Raw genomic sequence first — 20,283 nt, 5'->3', positions numbered from 1 at the left:
TTTAATGAATGGACAGAGAGGGCAAACTTAGCCTGGACTTGCTGATAGGTTTATCCATTTTCCTCTTCACGTTTATATTTGTAGCCAATTTTCTCCCGGGTGTATTTGCAGACGTGAGACACGAAATATCGCTGGGAAGTAACTCATACAGAGTAGCTTCCCTTCTGGTTGAAGATCCCGGATACCCGCTGGACTGGGAATATAGAATAAATACCTCCAATTGCAACAGTAAGGAATTTCGTCCGGGTCTGGCCAGGTTTGACACAACCACCAGATACAACAACCTTAACAGGACGAAGGTGGAAAAATTTTTTGAGTTAATTGCCAACAATACATGCAGAGAAGAAACCAGAAAATATCTGGGACTGGATCTTTCTAATGTTTCATGGGAGAAATACAAATTTAATGTAAGCCTGCAGAACCTGTCAGATGCCATTGTTTTTCAGGGTGGAGATAAGATTCCCGAATCGGGACAGATAGTGATGTTCGAGAGACTCGTCTATCTGGATAACTGCACAGGTTTGAGCTGCGATTTGATCGCAGACAGATGTGTATGCAAACTTGAGGTGAAAGTATGGATCTGAGAGCCCAGACTTTCACCCTCGAAGGAGTTGCAGCCTCACTACTCCTGCTCGTAGCAGTTTACACGATGTTCCAGAGTACCGTCGTGATAGCACCTTCATGGAGTGACTACGCCAACATCCAGCTCAAACAGCTCGGGTATGATATCCTGAGAGTTCTGGACAATTCAAACGGAGGTAACAGCTCGTTGATTGGGATGATCGAAAATACCACCTGCAGCGGTGGATATCTGTACACACCACCGGAATTTAGCTCCAATCTGACCAAAATTCTGGATGATATCAAAGCTTTTGGAAAGCTGGAAATTTTATGGGTTAACGGTTCCAAAATAGAGAAGGCCGTTCTTTCAGACTTCAACAAAACATCCACACCGGATGCGGTTAGAGTGAGCAGATTTGTCGTGGTTCCCGAACTTAATAACACCTGTCTGGGTATCAACACGACAAAACCAAAAGTTCTCGAGGTGAGGTTAACATTATGGCGGACCTGAGTGGTGACAGCAAAGGGCAGATGATTCTGCTATTTGCATTCGTGACTGTCGTTGTAATACTTACTCTGTCTTATATCTATGCTCAAAACGTAATCGCAGGAATTGAAAGTTCGAGAGCATTGATGGTGTTTCCAAAAGAAGAAATCAGAAATCTGGTTGAAATTCAGCAAAAATACGGTACCTCCATAAACCCGGATATCCAGAAACTATGCGCCATAAACGGATGGGTGTGTTATATTGGGATTGATAAGGTTGAATTCAAAAATGTGGAGGTGGATTATTGTGGCGGACCTGGTTGTTGAAGAAAAAGGTGTCTCACTGCTGATGGAATATCTCATCCTCACTGCAATTTTAAGTGTATTCGTTGTTATTTTGGGTCTGTCCATTCACGATGTCCTCACCGAAACACAGGTTTCAAGAGTTGTTGAGAATCAATTTGCTGATGCAGCATCCCAAATTTCGGCTTACTACACAGACTACATACTCCTGCGACCGTCTTCCGGATACATAAAGACGAAAATATCTGTTGTACCGAAAATAGGAGACTACGACTACAAAATTCAATTTCAGGAGATATCGGACAGAGTTTTCATAAAAATCCGAAGCAACAGTGGCAATTTCGTATCTTACAGTGGACTGGGACTCGATAAATTCGTACTCCCAGGAACTGGAGAGGTTATAAAGATTGCAACATCCGGAGACATTCTCAGTATTGAAGCTGAATCTGAACAGAAGAAACCGCAGATAGAATACACAAGAAAGGAGAAGTGCCCCTTCGAGGTAAAGCCGAGAATTGAGTTCGACCCGAACAGCATTGAGAAGGGAGGAGAAACAACACTGTCAATCTATTTCGCCAATCCTTCAGAAATTACAGATCGCGTCTCGTGGAATGTAACTCTGTGGAACGGTACGGAAATTAAAGGTGACAGCATAACGGATTCCAGACATCTTACGGTTTCCGACTTAACCAACTGCAAGAGTGTGGGTACATACGACTACGAATGCATAGCTGAAATCACAGCCTGGATTAACGACTCCGAATGGATGGATAACGGAGTTCCGATATGTAATGGATCTTACACTCAATCCCTGTTCGTATCAGAGAAGCCGCAGCTATCCAACCCATACCTGGTGTACGACAAGTGGGTTGAACCTAAAGATGTTTCACCAGGAGAGACCTTTGAAGTCCACCTTAAGCTGGAAGGAAGGGGGTTCGTCAATCAGGCGATAAACCTATCTGTGTCGCAGATAATAGATGTTTCTGGAAGTATGGACTGGGATTCAATTTACAAACAATTCAACTTAAGTGTTGTACCGAATGTGATCAGAAAAACCGTAAACACCACAGACTACTCCCCCAATGCCGGTAAACTCGAGATATACGCATATACAACAGACAGACTATCAGACTGGTACCAGGACATTAACTGTTTCAGCTACTGCGACCACTGCACACCCCCACCATGGAACGGTGAGGGTTTCGATACGTCATTCATAAAGATATATGTAAACAACAATGACGTTGGTTCGGACTATGTCGACGGGAGCAAAATTGGGAAATCATACATCGAAAATAACGCGCAGGGAACTTATGATATTGAATTTGTAGCAAGAGCGCCTGAAAAAATCAATCTGACCATTGTTGTAAAGTTCAACGGAACGGAGATTATAAACGAAACTGTCCCTTACGAAAACAAACAGGAAATGACCTTTGAGTTACCGCCCACAGTAAACTTCGATTACGTCAAGGTGACTGATCTCCCCGATTCGATACCATACTGGTACATTGACGTGAGCGGCTGGTGGTGGTGGGCCACCTATTACTGCGATTACATGGACAATCACAACGATAACAACGTCAAAATGAACGTATGGATAGTGAGCCCATCCGGAAACAAGGACTTTGCCTACAACATTGTCAGGTCCTGGACCTGGGATACAGAATACAGATACCTGCAGAACAACCCGGCAAGCGGCGTATACAGGATAGTGGTGGTTCCCACAACCAAAGAGGCTGTAAACTTTAAAGCCACTGTCTACGTCAAAAGAATTGACGCCGCCAAGCTGGCAGCTATTGAATTCAACAACATGCTGGGTGACGATGACTTTGTAGGGCTGACAAAGTTCTCGACTGATGCCGAACGCTTCGTGGTTAACAACTCTCCGCTAAAGTTCATGACGAAAGACAAAGATGTAGTCAATAACGATATTTTAAGCCTATCGCCCTACGGTGCAACAGATCATCCCGATGCATTATACTACGGTGCTTATGTTTTTCCAATCTGGAATGAAGCAGGAAACAACTGCACAAACTGTATTAACGGCACCAGACCGCTCATCATACTGCTAACTGACGGTGAAACAACAATTTGTGATACCAACAATTACTTTGGATGCAACCTGTGTTCGGGATCCTGTGATGGGAGTAGCTGGTGCCAGTCTGGAGCAGACCAGACTCGCTGTATAGCCAATTATCTCAAAAACAACGTACAGATAAACGGATTTAACGTCTCCATATGCACGATCGGTTTTGGAACAGATCTGAGCAGCAACGGTCAGAATCTGCTCCGCGATATCGCATCTACAAGACCTGACAACGGCGAGCCATGCTATTTCTTTGCCACCACATCCGATGAGCTTCTAAATGCATACAGGACCATATTCAATATATTCCAGATCGCAGCCAAAAATATATTCATTAAGGATACCTTAAATGTATCAATCGGCGGTCCCTTTGAATTCATAAGTGCCACCGCAACTTCGAACAAGGGAACCCCCATTAGCCTTCAGGTGGACAAACTGAACAATAAAACGATTCTAAAAGTCAACATAACCTCAATCCAGAAAGATGAAACGGTTGAAATAGTTGTTAAGCTGAGGGTCAGGGAGGACGCCCCGGAGGGAACTTATGGAGTCAATGTTGACGGCATCAACGACTCCTATATAGAATACACCGCCCTGGACTACCTGGGAAAGGAGACCGGAATTAAAAAAGTCCCCATTCAGTCTGACAGAGATACAGTAAGGATAGTAACAAGTTCTGGAGGGGAGATAAAACTTGACTGACATAATGGGTAAAAAAGCTGCATCAGAAGTCGTTGGAGCGCTGCTAACTGTTGTAGTTATTCTGTCAGCCTCAGGGCTTATCTATGTTATATCTCACCCGGTGATATCGAACAGTATTGACAATCTGGACTATAGAAATGCCGTTAAAACAATGGCCGAGATCAAAGAGATCGTACAAAGAATGAAGTATGAAGGAGAGATCGCCACTACAAAATCTGTACAGCTCAATGGTGGGAGTATATCCAATTTAAAGAGTTTCAATGCTACATTCAGGGTTTCAGAGTTGCCACCAGGACTATCTGTAGCAATTGCTCACGCCCCTCCAAATATCAATGCAATAATCCATGCAGCCCATGACATAGAGGTACAGTGGAGGATGTCTGACCTAAGCATCGATCTGCCATCAAGAAATATCGTCTTCGAGTCGGGAATATTCGCCAAGGTGGGAGGAAAGGTAATACCCATCCCCATTTCCGATCCAGATGTGACGGCTACCAATGACACAATTTACATCTCACTTTACAGTTTTTTCGGAAACTACTCTGCGGGGGGTAATAGAGCAACAATAAACTTGAAATATATCAATACGGTAATTTTTGATGACGTGAACAGCTTTAAAATTGATTCCGAGTTTTGTAAGTTGTGGAAAAACAAAATAGAATCCGAACTCAACAATGTCGTGAACAAACCAGCAGTTTTTACGGACAGTGACTGTTCAGACAATAATATGGAAATATCAAAAGCTGGGGGGAATATAACCATAATTGTAACAGACATAGAGGTTACCTAGCATGAACGGAGAGAGAGCAGTTTCAGAAATCCTGGGATACATATACATTTTTGGGATAGTAATGACTGTGCTGGCCATCGTTTTCGTCCAGGTCAACACAATGGTGGAAGATATGAAGAGAAGTGTGATGTCCCAAAGTCTTGAACAGAGTTTCAAGAAAATACAGTACATTATCCATTCTGTTGCCTTTGGTGATGTTCCCTCTCAAGCTGTGGAGATTGAACTGCAGGGAGGAAGTTTAATTCTCGAAAAAGACCATCCTGAATTTATCATTGCCTTTGTTAATTACACCAATACACTTTCAGACTGTGGCGGATTGGATAATTTCAGACTCTTCTGCGTGAATCTCTCCACCGGGCAGATTTTCAACTCGAGTGCCGGATGTCTGGGGTCGTACAACTATACATCCTGCACATTCAACCAGACTGTCGGAGAACTGATTTACAAATACAAAGACTGGCAGCTTTCTCTGGAAGCCGGAAGTGTTTTTTCCAAATACACTGAACAGAGTTATTCGAAAATACTCTACGAGCCAAGAATACTCCTGAATACCACAGCCGGAAGTCTGTCTTATCTCGTGATAACAATCCCGGATTTGGAGGGCAACCTGTCCGTTTCTGGAACTGGCAGATACAGGTTCGTTGTGAATGAGGGTAACTACAGGTTTTCGTACATAAAACTGGCCGACACGGGAAATAAATTCGACGATATCTACATAATAATAAGAGGGACCGATCACGGTGATGCCTGGTGCAGGTTTTTTGAGAAGTTCCCCGACTACTTCAACCTGACTCTCGATCCTCTGAAAACGGGATATGGCAACTGCAATTCTGCAACAAGCCCTGAGGTAAGGATCGAACGATCCAGAGTATCTGAACTCATTGCCATGTTTAGAGAAGCGATATTCACGCAGTAATAAGTAGCCCCGGCCGGATTCGAACCGGCGTCGCCGGATCCAGAGTCCGGCAGGATTGACCGCTACCCCACGGGGCTTCATATTCATCTCACATTCAGGATTTATCAAAATTTTGGTTATGCAGAAGTTGAGATTTGCAAATGCACTAGTTTTATGCCTTACATTGACAAAAGCTTTTTAAACTTTGGTTTGGAAAGTAAAAAGAGCATGCCAACAATATCCCGTATCCAGAGAATTAAGGAGTACCTTTCTAAAAGAAGATTGTCGCAACGAAAAAAGGTAGGGGTGCTCGTGGACGGTCCTAACATGCTGAGAAAGGAGTTCAATATAAACCTAAAGGAAATCAGGGAAATACTAACGGAATACGGCGACATAAAAATCGCAAAGGTGTTCGTGAACCAGTATGCAACTGAAAAACTGGTCGAGGCGATAGAAAATCAGGGATTTGAACCGATAGTGACGTCCGGTGACGTTGATGTGAGACTGGCAGTGGAGGCCATGGAACTGATCTACAACGACTCGATAGATGCAATTGCCATCGTTACCAGGGATGCTGATTTCAAAGCTGTCCTTATGAAGGCGATGGAGATGGGTAAGGAAACTATAATTATCGGTGCCGAACCCGGATTCTCAACGGCTCTCAAAAATTCGGCCGACATTGCCATTGTCCTTAATGAGGAAGGCGAGGACAACAAATCGCAAGATGAGGCCGAGGAAATTATAGAGGTATGAAGAAGCTATTTCTATTTGAGTTTGCAACATGTGGAGAAGAAATAGACGACAGTATCGCCGTTGAAGGTCTTGCAATGTTCAAAGCGGCTCTTAATGGATTCGGAAAATTTTATGAAATAAACAGCTTCGTCAGGAGGCCCTATACCAGTCAGTTTGGCCTTCCCGAGGGGTCTCTGAAAAACCTTGAAGGGTATCTTGAAAAAAGCGATGCCTTTCTAATCGTGGCTCCTGAGGACGAGGGGCTGTTGCTTGAGCTGACGAAAATTGGTGAACGATATGCGGAAAACCTTGGATCATCAAGCAAGGCCATATCAATTACCTCGGACAAATGGGTGCTATACAAAAAACTTAAAATGAAGGTCAACCTGCCCAAAACCTCCAAAAGGCCACTTGATGGGACATTCGTGATTAAACCAAGAACTTCATGCGCTGGTGAAGGTATACGGTTCAGCGAAGCTGTTCCGCAGGGATATATAGCCCAGGAGTACATTGAAGGTAAAAATCTAAGCGTCAGTGTGATCGCCGGTGAGGATATCAGGGCTGCAAGCGTGAATGAGCAGATTCTTGATGGCTTTAAGTACATAGGTTCTGTGGTTCCAGCAAGATTGGATGATAAAACCAGAAAAGAGGTTATAAACGAGGCTCTGAAGGCTGTTGAGTGCATCAGAGGTCTTAACGGATACGTTGGTGTGGATGTCGTTTATTCCGACATGCCCTACATTATAGAGATAAACGCCAGACTCACGACACCGGTTGCGGCCTTTGAAAGGGCATACGGTATTACAGTAGCAGATTACCTTTATGGAGCACGCCCGAAATTCAAAAAGAGGCAGATAATAAGAAAAGGCGTAAATCTGAATGGTTTTTTCGTCAGGTCTGGGAATTACTGCCTCCAGATATCAGATTTTTAGCCAAAAAGTCTCCTGAGGAATCCTTTTTTCTCCTGCTTCTTTTCCCGTTTCTTCTTTTTGACCTCTCTTTTTGACTCTGTAACATTTACTGCCTCACCATGCATGCTTTTCCTGCACCTGACCCTTACGATGACGGGTCTCTCAAGCTCTGGACTTACTATCATGGCGTTTCCTGGCGGTAATCTCTTGATTTCCTCAACCATCTCGGCAGTAATCCCCTCAACTCCGTTCTTTATTGCGTTGATATCGTTCGGATTCGTAACTCTCAGTATGATCTGGGTGTTGCACTGGCTGATCACGTTTTTGTCAACCCTCGCTGGCCTCTGGCTTATGACCATCAACCCCAGACCGAACTTTCTCCCCTCACTCGCAATCGTCCTCAAAATCCCTGTGGAGACAGCCCTATCGAAACCCCTTTCGGGGATGAAGTTGTGCGCCTCCTCAATGACGATCATTCCCGGCTCCACCTTACCGAGTTTCCTGAGTTCAAACAGCTTTGTGCAGATTCTTGAAACTATCAGATCCTGAAACGAGGGCTCCACACCCCTGAGGTCAAGTATCGTTGCCTTACCTCTCTGAAGCAGCTTGCTTAAGTCCGTCGGCCTATCTCCAAAAAGTCCTGATTCCTCGACCTTTGTCAGCGCCCCCAGCAAAGTCCACTTGCCGTTATGTCTGATCTTTTCCACCTCTTCAATTATGTCCGCTATGGTGTAGTCATCACCCTTAAGCTCTTTGAGAGCCTGATAGAGCAGCGCCTGAGCAGTTGGGTTCTTCAAACCAGTAAGTTCGATCAGCTCCTCGGCAGACAGATTTACCCCATCGAGAACGAGAACGCCATCAGCTCTGTCTGTAAAGGGTGAAATCGGTGGGACGATAATTCTGATTTTATCAGCATAAGCTTTCGGTTTTATCCCGAACTCACCGCTAATTTGCTCGTTAGGATACTTCATTGAGCGATATTCGCCATGCGGATCTACGATCAGTAGAGGAACGTTATGATCAAGCAACTCTTCTATAATAACTCCGGCCGTGTAGCTCTTACCACTCCCAGTTTTTGCAAGAATGCAAACATGCTTCTGAACGAGACTGTTGGGGTTGAGCTTAACCTTTACTCCAGTATCTCCCAGAAGACCTATGTACACCCCCTCATTACTCAGGCCGAGTACTTCAGCAATTAGTTTCTCTTCTGCAAGAAACACGCTTTCGCCTGGAACAAAAGGGCTTCGTGGAACTCTAAGTCTGCCGTCTTCCCTTTTGCCTAAAACTACGGCCTTGGCGATAAAAACCTCGTTCGAACCATTTACAATTTCCTTTATTTCCCTGTTCCTGACATTTGATCTGGCAACGATATCCTCAACATAGGCCACAACCCAGCCATCAACATCGTTCCACACCTTAACATAATCCCCTCTTTTAACCTGCTTTTGGTTGAATACCACAAAGTTGAATTCAAATGATGAGGCCTCACCGTAAATTTTGCCAACCGCTCCTTTCATCACATCTACTCATTTGCGGTTATTTTTATTTTTTCCGCTTGAATTTGGCAGTAAATAAAATACGAAAAATTATATATGTGCAGATTGTTGAATTGAGAAAAATGAAACTCAAAACAGGAATCGTGGGTGGAGGTCTGGCCGGACTTTTAGCCGCTTTCTGGATAAAGAAGAAGATCGCCGACGCAGAGATAGATGTTTTTGAAAAAATGAGCATTGACAAGTACAGAATTGACTGTGCGGAGGCCCTGATTAACCAGCGCAATTCTTTCAAGCTGGTTGGCCATATGGTAAAACCTTTCGTAAAAAACAGGCTGACGAACATAGTGTGGAAATTCAACATCGGCGATGAAACGGTGACATCCACCATTCACTACTCGGAAGAGTTTTGCTGGATGATCGACAGGATTGCATGGCAGAAAAGCCTAATTGACAGGATATCATCAATGGGTGTTGAAATCCATTTTGGCGAGAAAAGGGATCCACACGATCTTTCCGATTACGACATTGTGATAGACGCAAGAGGATCAATGAAAAATGAATACTGCGGCGTGGGGATTTACAAAATAGTATGTGGAGATTTCTCGGCAATTCAGAAAACGAACATCTGCGAGATGAGTGCAGAGGAGCCGGGTACTCTTTACTGGATATTTCCTCTCGGTAAAAACAGGGCCAACATCGGATGTGGAGGAGAGAAGGTAAAAATGAAGAATTTGAAAAGTTACATTGACAATATCCATGAAAAGCTGAAAATTTTTCATGATGAGAAAACCGGAGCGGGACTTCTTGACTACAGTTACGCAGCATGCCTGTACTTCAAAAAGGAAAAGAAGGTTGTCGAGCATACAGATGATACCACGATTATTCGCATTGGAGATGCTGCGGGTCTTGTTGATCCGTTTACGGGCGAGGGAATGAGCGGCGCAATTCTTTCAGCAAAATTGCTCTCATACAGTTTGACCGATTCACGCTGTGAGACTTATCCATCGAAACTTCTCAGGAATAACAAGTTTCTGGCCAGAAATATGGAGGCCTCACTGTTGAGAAGAAGTAGCTTTGACCGCTTTGTAAAATTCATGAAACTGATTGATGGTGTAAACGGAAAGTATCTGGGATCCAAACTGTTCCCTCTGAGATATCCTTTGCGATTTCTGAAGATGATACGAAAGGATTAAGTGGACTCGGCGGGATTTGAACCCGCGGCCTCCGCCTCGCGAAGGCGGCGCTCTCCCGCTGAGCTACGAGCCCTGAATCGTATTAAACAAAGAGGGATTTAAAGTTTACTGTAGAGATGACCGGGTTATGGGAAAACAAATTTTAAAAGTGGGGTAAAACCTACTACATGAACGTCAAAAAAATTGCTGAAAGCTACGACGACGTCACCATCGGCATTTTTGGCTCTCATTCTGCAAAAGAAGTTGGAATGGCTGCAAAAGCCTGGGGCTTCAGAACAGTTGTCGTTGTTCAAAAGGGGAGGGACAGGCTCTACACCAGATACAACAGACACCTTTACGATGAGGTGATAATGCTCGAAAGGTTCAGAGATCTTCTTGAGGAGGATGTTCAGGAAAAGCTTGTGGAAATGAACACCATCTTCATTCCAAACAGAAGCTTTGCTGTCTACGTTGGCTATGATGGAATTGAGAGAGAATTCAGGGTCCCAATATACGGAAACAGATTCATGCTGAGGGCTGAAGAAAGAGATTACGAAAAGGGACAGTATTATCTGCTGGAGAAGGCAGGTCTGAGATTTCCAAAGGAGTTCAAATCCCCGGAAGACATAGACAGACTTGTTGTTGTGAAGGTTCAGCAGGCAAAAAATCCGCTTGAAAGGGCGTTTTTCTACGCATCTTCACCCGAGGATTACTACCGACAGGCCGAAGAACTCCTGAAAGCTGGTGTAATTGACGAAGAAGGTCTGAAAAAAGCCAGAATAGAGGAATATGTGCTTGGAGCAAGATTCAACGCAAACTTCCACAGCTACGCTCTTAAAGACGTTTTTGGCAATTTTGACTTCGTGGGATTCAGCGACAGGAGACAGGTTAATCTACAGGGATTTCTCAATCTTCCGGCAAAAGATCAGCTAAAAATCAATGTTCCTGTAAAGAATGAAGAAATCGGACACTTTGGAGTCACAATGCGGGAAAGTAAACAGCAAGAAGTATATGAGGCAGCGGAAAGGTTTATCGAAACGTGTGAGAGAGAGATTCCGCCAGGCATAATAGGAATGTTTGGTCTCCAGGGTGCTATGGCCTACTCTCCCGAAGACGAGACAAAGTTGGAGTTTGTTATCTTCGATGTATCTTTCAGAGTTCCCGGAGATCCGGCGATTGGACCCACATCACCTGAAATGAGGAATCTCAGCCTGAAACACGGAGTAAAGATCGATGATCCTCTCGATCTCACTATGATGGAAATAAAAAAGGCTATGGAACTCGAGAAAGTTGGTGATATCGTAACTTAACCAGCTTCAAGGAGTTCGATCCCATCATCAGTGAGCTTTAGCTTTCCATCTTCCTCTTTTAAAAATCCCTCCCTCAGCAACCAGTCGAGGTTAAACTTAAGCTGAAAGTCGGAGAGATCAAGCTCCTTTTTAAGTTCCTCCCTGGTTTTGCCCTGAACTCCAATTGCCGCAACAATTTTTCGTCTCACCGGACTCATTGATGCTTTGAAGAGTCTTTCATGATGTTCTCTATCCCTCACCTTTTCTCCCACATTATCACCTCATTTAATTATCCCCCAACATTTAATTTAACTGTTTCCCACTAATGAACTACCAGTTCACAACCATGAGCAAAATTCTTAAATTGCTTTGGAGAAACTTACTTAAGTGCCGGGGTTGCCGAGCGGTAAGGCGACGGCCTGCTAAGCCGTTGGGCGTTGCCCGCGTGGGTTCGAATCCCACCCCCGGCGCTCGGTTTCTGAAGTTAAAGAAAAGAGATTTAAATCGTAATGTATCAGGATGGACTGAACCTTTGAAATGGCCCGGATGGGGTAGTGGTTATCCTCTGGGACTGTGGATCCCAGGAGCCGGGTTCGAATCCCGGTCCGGGCCCTCCGAGACCTATTTCGGATTAAGACAACTTTTTGGGTGTACAGGATAATTCTCAAAAACTATATCTAATTTCAATGCAAATTTTTAAACATGGTATTTGTGAGACGTATGGACAAGCAGGCAGTTACCGAGTTGTTCTCCAAGCACGTCTCTCCGGCCAAAGCAAGGTTCTTCACAGCAGTTGGAATAGATTTTGTTCCCGGAAAAAGAGAAGGTGTTTGGTACTGGGATTTAAACGGGAGAAAGCTCATGGACTGTCACTGTAATGGAGGTGTTTTCAATCTCGGTCACAGACATCCCGAAATAACCCGGGTTTTGAAAGATGCCCTGGAAGAGCTCGACATTGGTAATCACCACCTGATGAGCGAGCACAGAGCGATTCTCGCAGAAAAGCTGACAAAGACTATGCCCGGTGATGTTGAAAGAGTCGTTTTCGGTGTAGGTGGCGGAGAGGCAATTGATTTCTCAATAAAGCTCGCAAGAGGTCACACCGGGAAGAAGAAAATAGTGTATGCCAGAGGAGGATATCACGGCCATACAGGATTTGCACTTGCTGCAGGGGATGAAAAGTACAGAAAACCATTTGAACCTGTTGCACCTGGATTCGTTGCGGTACCATTCGGAGATACAGCAGCACTTGAAAAGGCCGTTGATTCAGATACAGCAGCAGTTCTTTTCGAGACGATTCCCGCAACCCTGGGCATGCCGATTCCTTCAGAGGAGTTCTACAAAAGGGTGAGAGAAATATGCGACGAAAAAGACTGTCTGATGATTATGGATGAAGTGCAGACCGGACTCGGAAGAACTGGCAGGATGTGGGGAATTGAGCACTATGGTGTTGTTCCCGACGTTATAGTCACCGCAAAGGGGCTTTCTGGTGGGATGTATCCGATCTCCGCAACATGTTTCAGGGCAGGTCTTGATGACTTTATGGCAGAAGATCCCTTTATCCATGTTTCCACTTTTGGCGGAGCAGAAATCGGCTGTGTGGTCGCACAAAAGGTTCTGGAAATTGTGTCGGATAACTCATTTCTTGAGAATGTAAACACCACGGCGTCTTTAATTTCCCGTGATCTCAATGCAACAAAGGAAGAATTTGAATTTGTGGAAGAAATAAGACAGAAGGGTCTTTTCATGGGGATAAAAATGAATGACGAAGGTTATGGTCCTTTGCTATCCATTTCCTGCTACCATAGCGGGATCCTTGCTGTGTACGCCAACAACGACACCTCAGTCCTGCAGTTCCTGCCACCACTCATCATACATAAAGAGCATGTGGCGTACATTTCAGAGAACCTCAGGAAGGCGTTTGAGATCGCAAGTAAGAGAAAAGACATGCTGAAATTAATAAGGGCAATGTTATGATGGTCGACAAAGAAGTTTTATTAGACCTTGAGGAAAGGCTAAACCCGGCAAGGCCGGAAAACATCAGAATTCTCGGATACGGCGAGATAAGCACAGTTTTCGAGCTTCCAGAATACCCGGGCATTGCCTTTAAGAGGATTCCCATGTTCAAATCTGAAGAACAGGTGAAGATGTACATTGATACCTACTACGAGTACATTAACCTCCTCAGCGAGGCGGGACTAAAAATACCGGAGAGCGGTGCAGAGTACGTTATTACGGGTGATGGTAGGATAGTGCTGTTCATAATGCAGAAAAAACTTGAGCAGATATGCCACAGTATAATCCACAGAGCCAGAAAAGAGGAGGCAATCGGAATTTTCAGTAGTATTCTTGCTGAAATGAAAAAAGTATGGGACTTTAACGAAGAAAAGAGGAGTGAAGGGCTGGAAATAGGTCTGGATGGGCAGATTTCAAACTGGGCAATAATCAACGGGGACATCTACTACTTCGACACCAGTACGCCGATGATAAGGAGGAACGGAGCTGACCAGCTTGACACAGATATATTCCTGCGTGCGTGTCCACCGGGAATAAGAATTTTGCTCGAGAAAGTATTTCTTCCGGGAATTCTGGACAGATACTACAATTTCAGACTGGTGGTCCTCGACCTGATAGCCAATCTGTTCAAGGAGGGAAGAAAAGATTTGATTTCCGACTTTATTGAGTTAGCAAATGAGTTTTTCGCAGGAGAGGGATACACATTCGAGCCCATAGTAATGAAGGAAGTTGAAAAGTACTATAGAGAAGATGCGTTTATATGGAGCCTTTACCTCAACCTGAGAAAAATCCATCGCTTTATAGTTACCAGGCTCCTTTTCGGCAGATACGAATTCATCCTCCCCGGAAAGATAAAGAGGTAGCAGAAAGGACAACTTTAAAAGTCGTTCTGAAATCTTGCGGACATGGATATCAGCGAAAAACTGAGGCTTGTAACAAGGAATACGGAAGAGGTTGTTACTGAGCATGAGCTGAGACAGCTACTCGAGAGCTCAGAGAAGCCCACGGCCTATGTTGGATACGAACCAAGCGGTGAGATACATCTGGGCCACATGATGACTGTCCAGAAACTCATGGACCTGCAGAAGGTTGGATTTAAGGTAATCATCCTCCTTGCCGATATTCATGCTTATCTAAATGAGAAGGGAAGCTTTGAGGAGATTGAGCAAATTGCAGATTACAATAAAAGAGTTTTCATAGCTCTCGGTCTTGACGAGAGCAGAGCAAAGTTCGTGTTCGGGAGTAGCTATCAGCTTTCTCAGGATTACATGCTTGATGTACTGAAAATGGCCAGAATAACAACCCTGAACAGGGCAAGAAGGAGTATGGATGAGGTAAGCAGAAGGAAAGAGGATCCGATGGTCTCGCAAATGATCTACCCTCTCATGCAGGCCCTAGATATAGCTCACCTGGGTGTTGATCTGGCAGTGGGTGGCATTGACCAGAGGAAAATACACATGCTCGCAAGAGAGAATCTGCCGAGACTCGGCTACAGGTCTCCTGTCTGTCTCCACACCCCAATCCTAGTAGGTCTTGACGGCCAGAAAATGAGCAGTTCGAAGGGAAACTATATATCAGTCAGGGACCCACCCGAAGAGGTAGAAAAAAAGATCAGAAAGGCTTACTGTCCTGCTGGAGTCATTGAGGACAATCCTGTACTTGACATAGCCAAGTATCATCTCCTCCCCAGATTCGGGGTTTTAAGAGTTGAGAGGGATGCAAAGTTTGGAGGAGATGTCGAGTACACTTCTTTTGATGCTCTGGCCGAAGACTTTATCTCTGGAAGTCTCCATCCTCTCGATTTAAAATTAGCAGTGGCAAAATATTTAAACAAGCTTCTCAAAGATGCAAGAAAAAGATTAGGGGTGTCTGTCTGAGTAATGAGGACGATGTTATTAGGGTAAGGCTGCCAGACAGAAAGAAGGGAGAACTCTTCGGAGTAGTTACCTCCATGCTTGGAGCTGGCCACATAAAGGTTAGATGCGAGGATGGCGTGGAGCGACTGGCAAGAATACCCGGTAAAATGAGAAAGAGGATCTGGATAAGAGAGGGCGATGTTGTGATCGTTGTCCCATGGTCATTCCAGAAGGATAGGGGCGATATAATCTGGAGATATACTAATCCGCAGGTCGAATGGCTGGAGAGGAAGGGATATCTGAAGTTCTAACATGGAGATAATCGATATTCTCAAAAAGGCGAAAAGCAGGAGGGCTCTTGCCTTCGGGATTGGTGGGGGAGGAGATATCGTAAGTACAATCCCTGTTGCAAATTTTCTCGGCCATTTTGGATTTGAGGTGTATCACGGAAGTGTAATCTGGGATAGAATCGTTGTGGATCCGAAACCCGGACCGAGAAGTCTTGAAGAGCTCAGGAATGTTGAGATCATCAACGAAACAGTCGGGATTGCAAGCGAAAATACCAGGACTGTCGATGGAGTTACCCCCAACATTGCGAGAGCGGCGAAGGTGTTTGGCAGGGTTGTTTCCATAGACATCACTAAAGGCGTGGAAAAAATGGTTCAGGGCCTTTCTGATTTCGCAGAAAAGTTTGACGTTTCTCTGATAATAGGGGTGGATGCTGGAGGAGACGCAATTTCTGTAGGCTTTGAATCTGGAGTGAGAAGTCCCCTTGCAGATGCGATGTGTGTTGCGGCTTTGAAAAGGGTTGGGGGCATTGTGGCAGTTACAGGATTTGGAAGCGATGGTGAACTCAGAGTCGAAGAGCTTCTGCTGAACATTTCAAGCATTCTGACAAAGGGCGGTTTTCTTGGCTGCACATCAATGAGCCGGATTGATTACGCCCGGATGAGAAAGATTACAGAGGAGGTAACCACCGAAGCCAGTTTGATACCGGTTCTTGCATATGAAGGCGAATTTGGACTCAAAAAGCTCAGAAAAGGAAGAACCGCTCTGATTACTCCCCTATCCACTCTGATATTTTACTTTACGGCCGATGCTGTTTTTGAGCTGAACGAAGCGGCAAAAATTGTTGAAAATGCAGGTGACATCTTCGAAGCAAACAGACTACTTCACTCCGAAGGAATTCTGACCGAATACGACTTTGAAAGGGCGGTGAGTGGAGAATTCTAGCTGTTAATCCTCCAAAAGCTTTGTAAGGTCGATTTCCTCCTCTTCAACCAGCATAAGGTCAAGCTCCCCCTCTTCCTCCACATCTTCGAGTTCCACCTCTTCTTCCTCCGTTTCTTCAACGTACTCCTCTTTCAACCTTAAAAGCGCCTCTCTTACCATTCTCCTGTACTCATTGAGATCTGTACCATATATCTCCCTTGCAAGTTTAACGTTCTCTCCTTCTCCCCTCTCCATCTCCTTTATCCTTTTTATCGTTGATCTTGCCGTTTCGACAACCCAGTAGTCTCTCGACTCCGGCTCTGCCATGCTGATGGTCTCGGGCCTTATGGACACAAACGTTCTCGTCTCCCCTTCGAACAGTCTTACCTTCGCTGTCACAGCAACCAGACTGAGTTCGTTTATTTCTGCAATGGCATCATATGCCTCTGGCTGATACCTGCCGATGTATCCTATAAAAGAACCAGTCTGATCAGCTATACGAATTCTGTAAATGCTTGAATCCTCTCCAACATCCGTTTTCTCGGTAAGTGCCCCAATTATAAAAACTCTGTTGCATTTAAGCCCGAGCGGTGTCAGAACGTACACGGGACTTTTCTCACCCTCATCACGCATGGCATAGGTTGAACTCATCAGTTCCTTCGCAAAAACCCTTCTTGCCACCTCTCTCTTCATAAACACGGTCATTTTATCCCTCCAGCTCAGCCAGAAGTTTATCCACCTCATCCCTTATCTGCGGTCTGTAAAACTCCACCTTTCTTGCAATGAGATACCTTGGGGTCAGACTGCCAGTAACCTTCAGATACTTACCAAGCAAAAGCGTCTTCAGCTCTGCGAGAACCACTCCCCTGTCAAAGTGTTCTTCAGCCATCTTTATTGCCTTCTCAATGTCTATCCCAGTAAGCTCTTTTACTCCATCTTCATTTATTATGACCTCGTAAGTTCTCTCACCATCGTCAATCACACCCTTTATCCTCAAATCCTCCACTGGCCTGACCTTACCGTGAATAGGGCATTTTCCAGACTTCACAACTCGATTACATCCTTCAACACTGCATCTCTGAATTAAACCGCTGTTCTGCTGAATTGCCACGAGGGCACCAACAACTTCTATGTCCTCTCTCAGGTTTTCAAGCGGTTTCACCTCAATATCTTCATTTACCTCAACAATCTCGCTTGTTCTGTTAATGTTCAGTCTCAATACATTCCCAAAATCGTCCACAACAACATTCCGGAAAATGTAACTCTTACCTTCGACAAGCGGGGGTTTATTGGCTTTGGTCCACATTAAAAATCTAATCACACCACTTTCATCTCCAATCAGGCCAGTTTGAGCAATTGACGGGCTGCTGGACTCCCAGATCTGAATTACCTTCGCCTTTACATTTACCCACTTACCTGCCTCCGTTATATCGCCTATTCTCGTAAAAGTCTCTCTAACACTCTCTCTCGGAATACCGTACTCCCTCATTATATAGTTCTCCATTGTCCTTCTGGCTTCGTTTTCAGGAACCTTAAATTCAATGAGCAGTTTTTTCAATTTTTCAATAATTTCTTTCCTGTCAACCCCCTCGTATTTTTCCAGTAATTCCTTTGCAATTGCATCAACTCTGTCCATCAGATCACCCAACATGGTTAAGGGACGAAATCTTAAAACTTTTTTTACCATTTAAAGATGCAGAAATCCAACGTAAATTAAATTAACCTTCCGGCAGGTTTTCTGTGTGGTTGAGATACTCAAAAGCAACGGGAAAGGAATAAAAAGAGCAGTCGAAATTCTTGCCAGCGGTGGACTTGTTGCGTTTCCCACAGAGACCGTATACGGTTTGGGATGCGATGCTCTGAACGAGAGGGCTGTCTGGAAGGTATTTGAGATAAAAAAAAGACCGCTCTCAAAGCCACTGATAGTGGGGGTTTCAAGCAAAGACGAGGTGTATTCCCTTGCCGAAGTTCCTGAGGATGCTGAAAAACTGATCGACGCATTTTTTCCCGGCCCACTGACCATCGTCCTCCGGAAAAAATCATCCGTCCCGGACATAGTTACCGGAGGGGGGAGTAAGGTTGCAGTGAGGATGCCGGACCATGAAATACCGCTAAAACTCATGAAAGGGCTTGGAAATCCAATCGTCGTTCCATCAGCCAACATCTCCGGAAGACCGAGCCCGATGACGTACAGACACGTGATTGAGGATCTGGGGGACAACATTGAAGCGATAGTTGTAGGGGAGTGTTCTGTCGGCATCGAATCAACCATAGTCGACGTAACGGAGAAACCCGCAAGGGTCGTAAGAACCGGCGCCATAGGACTGGCCGAGCTTAAAAAGCACGTTGATCTGATTGTCGGCAAGGAGAGGGAAGGTACTTATCATATCTCATGCCCTGTCTACGTATTTATCGGCAGGAGAGCTGAGGAAAAAGTCCGGGAGTTTGCTGAAAAGGCCAGAAGCAGGGGGTTAAGCGTTGCGATTATAGCCAAAAAGTTGGAGGGTGAAAATGTCATAACCATAGGAAGCTCGCCAGAAGAGTACACATCCAATCTCTTCTCTGCAATCCGAAAAGCTGAATCAATGAGGCCGAACCTGATTGTGATCGAGGGACTGGAAGAGCATGAAGGTGTGATGGACAGGCTGAAAAAACTCGCCGGAGAGAGGATATTCAGGACATAAATTTTCAAAAAAGCTTTATTAACTTCTGCAGGTCTGGCCACATGGAGTTCATCGAGATTGACTGTCCGATATGTGATGATGGGAAAACCCACAGAGCCAGAATTCTGGAGACGAAAAAGGGAAAATTCAAGAGGAGAACATCCGAGTTTGATGCGACGGTTTTCATTGTGCTCTGCGAAGACTGCAAAACGAAGGGGATTGTTCGGAGGGTGGAGCAAATCAACATGGAGAGTTATGAGTTCCCGTTTGAGGATTGAACTTTCGAGTAATGTCACCGCAGACCACGTTGTTTGCTGGGGTATTACAGTAGCACTGTTGAAGAAGTCCCTCTTCGGAAAAACCCCGGAAGAAAGGACAGAGGTCATCAAGAGGAAGGTGACCGAGGCAATAGAGGAGTTGGGACTTGATGAGATTTCAGACGAGTTCAGGATTTCACTTATCTCTGCGTGGGTGAGGTATTACGTTTTTAAAATCGAAGCTGGCGACAAAAGCTTCGTTTTAAATATCCTGTCTCCCAACTCCCCGATTGAAAGTTTTTGCACGATTCTTGACCCTCTAAAGAGCCTGTTCAGAAACTACAAAGAAAATATAGCAGTTCCTGTAGCCTACACAGACGAGTTCATGCTTCAGGAGTGGTATGACGGCCTGCCCCTCTCAGAACTCAAAGAAGGAGACATCATGAAAAACGATGCTGAGAGTATTGAGATAATCGAGGAGTCCATCTATCTCACCGCAAGGCTGCTATACAGACTGTGGAGGGACGGTTACGTATATACACCATGGGAAGACTACGAGGTGATGTACAAGGACGGCAGACTGATTCTTCTCGACGTAACGAGGTTTGAAAAAGTGAGTGACGATTGCTTTTTCCAGTTTTACTATGGCGCCCCTTTCTGCCCTCCAGATGTGCTTAAAGATCCTCAAAACCCTGTGAACAGGATGTACTTCAGGGGAACATGCGAAAGGGACTATTTCGGTGTGGATAAAAGGCGATACATCGAACTATTCACCAGGGGTATTGCGGAGGAGTGCGAGAGCGAGGAGGAATTCAGAAAAGCTGTGGGGTCTTTTCTAACTGACAGTAAAAAATAA

General features: G+C 44.8%; 22 protein-coding genes and 4 tRNA genes. 20 read left to right on the top strand and 6 right to left on the bottom strand.

The genetic code is table 11. The annotated features are described in order from the left end of the window. Positions 1-8: 8 nt before the first annotated feature. Genes JFQ59_RS03760 through JFQ59_RS03735 form a run of 6 tightly spaced genes read left to right on the top strand, consistent with a single transcriptional unit; the run spans position 9 to position 5,844 of the window. Positions 9-584, top strand: a complete 576-nt coding sequence (locus tag JFQ59_RS03760) for a DUF7287 family protein (RefSeq protein WP_202319073.1) — start codon at positions 9-11, stop codon at positions 582-584. Continuing rightward, complete coding sequence (locus JFQ59_RS03755; RefSeq protein ID WP_202319072.1) at positions 575-1,072, top strand: DUF7288 family protein; 498 nt, start codon at positions 575-577, stop codon at positions 1,070-1,072. Before JFQ59_RS03760 ends, JFQ59_RS03755 begins: the two co-directional genes overlap by 10 nt. Then, entirely contained in the window at positions 1,060-1,374 is a 315-nt protein-coding gene (locus JFQ59_RS03750; protein ID WP_202319071.1) for a hypothetical protein, read from the top strand. The genes JFQ59_RS03755 and JFQ59_RS03750 overlap by 13 nt, the downstream gene beginning before the upstream one ends. Continuing rightward, a complete protein-coding gene (locus JFQ59_RS03745) occupies positions 1,355-4,138 on the top strand; it encodes a vWA domain-containing protein (protein WP_202319070.1) in 2,784 nt (927 codons plus the stop codon). Before JFQ59_RS03750 ends, JFQ59_RS03745 begins: the two co-directional genes overlap by 20 nt. After that, positions 4,131-4,928, top strand: coding sequence for a DUF7289 family protein (locus JFQ59_RS03740; protein ID WP_202319069.1), 798 nt, complete (start codon positions 4,131-4,133; stop codon positions 4,926-4,928). Before JFQ59_RS03745 ends, JFQ59_RS03740 begins: the two co-directional genes overlap by 8 nt. Before the next feature lies 1 nt (position 4,929). After that, positions 4,930-5,844 (top strand): DUF7289 family protein, encoded by a 915-nt coding sequence (locus JFQ59_RS03735; RefSeq protein ID WP_202319068.1) that lies wholly within the window; start codon positions 4,930-4,932, stop codon positions 5,842-5,844. Positions 5,845-5,848: 4 nt separating this feature from the next. Here the strand turns inward: JFQ59_RS03735 and JFQ59_RS03730 are convergent. Then, a tRNA-Gln gene (locus tag JFQ59_RS03730) sits at positions 5,849-5,921 on the bottom strand. A gap of 130 nt (positions 5,922-6,051) precedes the next feature. On the opposite strand from JFQ59_RS03730, the gene JFQ59_RS03725 reads away from it, so the two are divergent. Then, a complete protein-coding gene (locus JFQ59_RS03725; protein ID WP_230972279.1) occupies positions 6,052-6,576 on the top strand; it encodes a TIGR00288 family NYN domain-containing protein in 525 nt (174 codons plus the stop codon). Beyond that, positions 6,573-7,487 (top strand): ATP-grasp domain-containing protein, encoded by a 915-nt coding sequence (locus JFQ59_RS03720; RefSeq protein ID WP_202319066.1) that lies wholly within the window; start codon positions 6,573-6,575, stop codon positions 7,485-7,487. The genes JFQ59_RS03725 and JFQ59_RS03720 overlap by 4 nt, the downstream gene beginning before the upstream one ends. Here JFQ59_RS03720 and JFQ59_RS03715 read toward each other — a convergent pair. Next, the gene (locus JFQ59_RS03715; protein WP_202319065.1) at positions 7,484-8,983 is read right to left on the bottom strand and encodes a helicase HerA domain-containing protein; all 1,500 of its coding nucleotides are present in this window, start codon (positions 8,981-8,983) and stop codon (positions 7,484-7,486) included. The two genes, JFQ59_RS03720 and JFQ59_RS03715, sit on opposite strands and share 4 nt — an antisense overlap. A gap of 101 nt (positions 8,984-9,084) precedes the next feature. On the opposite strand from JFQ59_RS03715, the gene JFQ59_RS03710 reads away from it, so the two are divergent. Continuing rightward, positions 9,085-10,155: an NAD(P)/FAD-dependent oxidoreductase gene (locus JFQ59_RS03710; protein WP_202319064.1), complete on the top strand. Its 1,071-nt coding sequence runs from the start codon at positions 9,085-9,087 to the stop codon at positions 10,153-10,155. Position 10,156: 1 nt separating this feature from the next. Here the strand turns inward: JFQ59_RS03710 and JFQ59_RS03705 are convergent. Further along, positions 10,157-10,228 (bottom strand) — tRNA-Ala (locus JFQ59_RS03705). A gap of 94 nt (positions 10,229-10,322) precedes the next feature. On the opposite strand from JFQ59_RS03705, the gene JFQ59_RS03700 reads away from it, so the two are divergent. Beyond that, a complete protein-coding gene (locus tag JFQ59_RS03700; protein ID WP_202319063.1) occupies positions 10,323-11,444 on the top strand; it encodes a formate--phosphoribosylaminoimidazolecarboxamide ligase family protein in 1,122 nt (373 codons plus the stop codon). Here the strand turns inward: JFQ59_RS03700 and JFQ59_RS03695 are convergent. Further along, a complete protein-coding gene (locus tag JFQ59_RS03695; protein WP_202319062.1) occupies positions 11,441-11,695 on the bottom strand; it encodes a helix-turn-helix domain-containing protein in 255 nt (84 codons plus the stop codon). The two genes, JFQ59_RS03700 and JFQ59_RS03695, sit on opposite strands and share 4 nt — an antisense overlap. A gap of 117 nt (positions 11,696-11,812) precedes the next feature. Between JFQ59_RS03695 and JFQ59_RS03690 the strand changes: the two genes are divergently transcribed. The 7 genes from JFQ59_RS03690 (at position 11,813) to JFQ59_RS03660 (ending at position 16,528) form a co-directional block, all read left to right on the top strand. Next, positions 11,813-11,893, top strand: a tRNA-Ser gene (locus JFQ59_RS03690). A 70-nt stretch (positions 11,894-11,963) separates the two neighbouring features. Beyond that, positions 11,964-12,035 (top strand) — tRNA-His (locus JFQ59_RS03685). 90 nt (positions 12,036-12,125) lie between these two features. After that, entirely contained in the window at positions 12,126-13,400 is a 1,275-nt protein-coding gene (locus JFQ59_RS03680) for a class-III pyridoxal-phosphate-dependent aminotransferase (RefSeq protein ID WP_202319061.1), read from the top strand. Then, positions 13,397-14,302 (top strand): DUF6206 family protein, encoded by a 906-nt coding sequence (locus JFQ59_RS03675; protein WP_202319060.1) that lies wholly within the window; start codon positions 13,397-13,399, stop codon positions 14,300-14,302. Before JFQ59_RS03680 ends, JFQ59_RS03675 begins: the two co-directional genes overlap by 4 nt. 42 nt (positions 14,303-14,344) lie before the next feature. Continuing rightward, a complete protein-coding gene (locus JFQ59_RS03670) occupies positions 14,345-15,316 on the top strand; it encodes a tyrosine--tRNA ligase (RefSeq protein ID WP_202319059.1) in 972 nt (323 codons plus the stop codon). Continuing rightward, positions 15,313-15,606 carry a translation initiation factor eIF-1A gene (gene eif1A / locus JFQ59_RS03665; protein ID WP_202319202.1) on the top strand — a complete coding sequence of 98 codons (294 nt, stop codon included), beginning with the start codon at positions 15,313-15,315 and terminating at the stop codon, positions 15,604-15,606. Before JFQ59_RS03670 ends, eif1A begins: the two co-directional genes overlap by 4 nt. Position 15,607: 1 nt before the next feature. After that, positions 15,608-16,528 (top strand): DUF1152 domain-containing protein, encoded by a 921-nt coding sequence (locus JFQ59_RS03660; RefSeq protein ID WP_202319058.1) that lies wholly within the window; start codon positions 15,608-15,610, stop codon positions 16,526-16,528. A 3-nt stretch (positions 16,529-16,531) separates the two neighbouring features. On the opposite strand, the gene JFQ59_RS03655 is transcribed toward JFQ59_RS03660, so the two are convergent. Both JFQ59_RS03655 and JFQ59_RS03650 read right to left on the bottom strand, forming a co-directional pair. Beyond that, positions 16,532-17,251, bottom strand: coding sequence for a hypothetical protein (locus tag JFQ59_RS03655; protein ID WP_230972278.1), 720 nt, complete (start codon positions 17,249-17,251; stop codon positions 16,532-16,534). Further along, positions 17,214-18,158 carry a replication protein A gene (locus JFQ59_RS03650; protein ID WP_230972277.1) on the bottom strand — a complete coding sequence of 315 codons (945 nt, stop codon included), beginning with the start codon at positions 18,156-18,158 and terminating at the stop codon, positions 17,214-17,216. The genes JFQ59_RS03655 and JFQ59_RS03650 overlap by 38 nt, the downstream gene beginning before the upstream one ends. A 91-nt stretch (positions 18,159-18,249) precedes the next feature. On the opposite strand from JFQ59_RS03650, the gene JFQ59_RS12660 reads away from it, so the two are divergent. The 3 genes from JFQ59_RS12660 to JFQ59_RS03635 are packed head-to-tail and all read left to right on the top strand — an operon-like array spanning position 18,250 to position 20,283. Beyond that, positions 18,250-19,191: an L-threonylcarbamoyladenylate synthase gene (locus JFQ59_RS12660; protein ID WP_202319056.1), complete on the top strand. Its 942-nt coding sequence runs from the start codon at positions 18,250-18,252 to the stop codon at positions 19,189-19,191. A gap of 41 nt (positions 19,192-19,232) precedes the next feature. Next, the gene (locus tag JFQ59_RS03640; RefSeq protein WP_202319055.1) at positions 19,233-19,448 is read left to right on the top strand and encodes a hypothetical protein; all 216 of its coding nucleotides are present in this window, start codon (positions 19,233-19,235) and stop codon (positions 19,446-19,448) included. Beyond that, positions 19,426-20,283: a hypothetical protein gene (locus JFQ59_RS03635; protein WP_202319054.1), complete on the top strand. Its 858-nt coding sequence runs from the start codon at positions 19,426-19,428 to the stop codon at positions 20,281-20,283. Before JFQ59_RS03640 ends, JFQ59_RS03635 begins: the two co-directional genes overlap by 23 nt.

The organism is Archaeoglobus neptunius, assembly GCF_016757965.1.
Lineage (GTDB): Archaea > Halobacteriota > Archaeoglobi > Archaeoglobales > Archaeoglobaceae > Archaeoglobus > Archaeoglobus neptunius.
The sequence above is the reverse complement of the archived record's forward strand: the minus strand, read 5'-3'. Positions and strand labels throughout refer to the sequence as shown.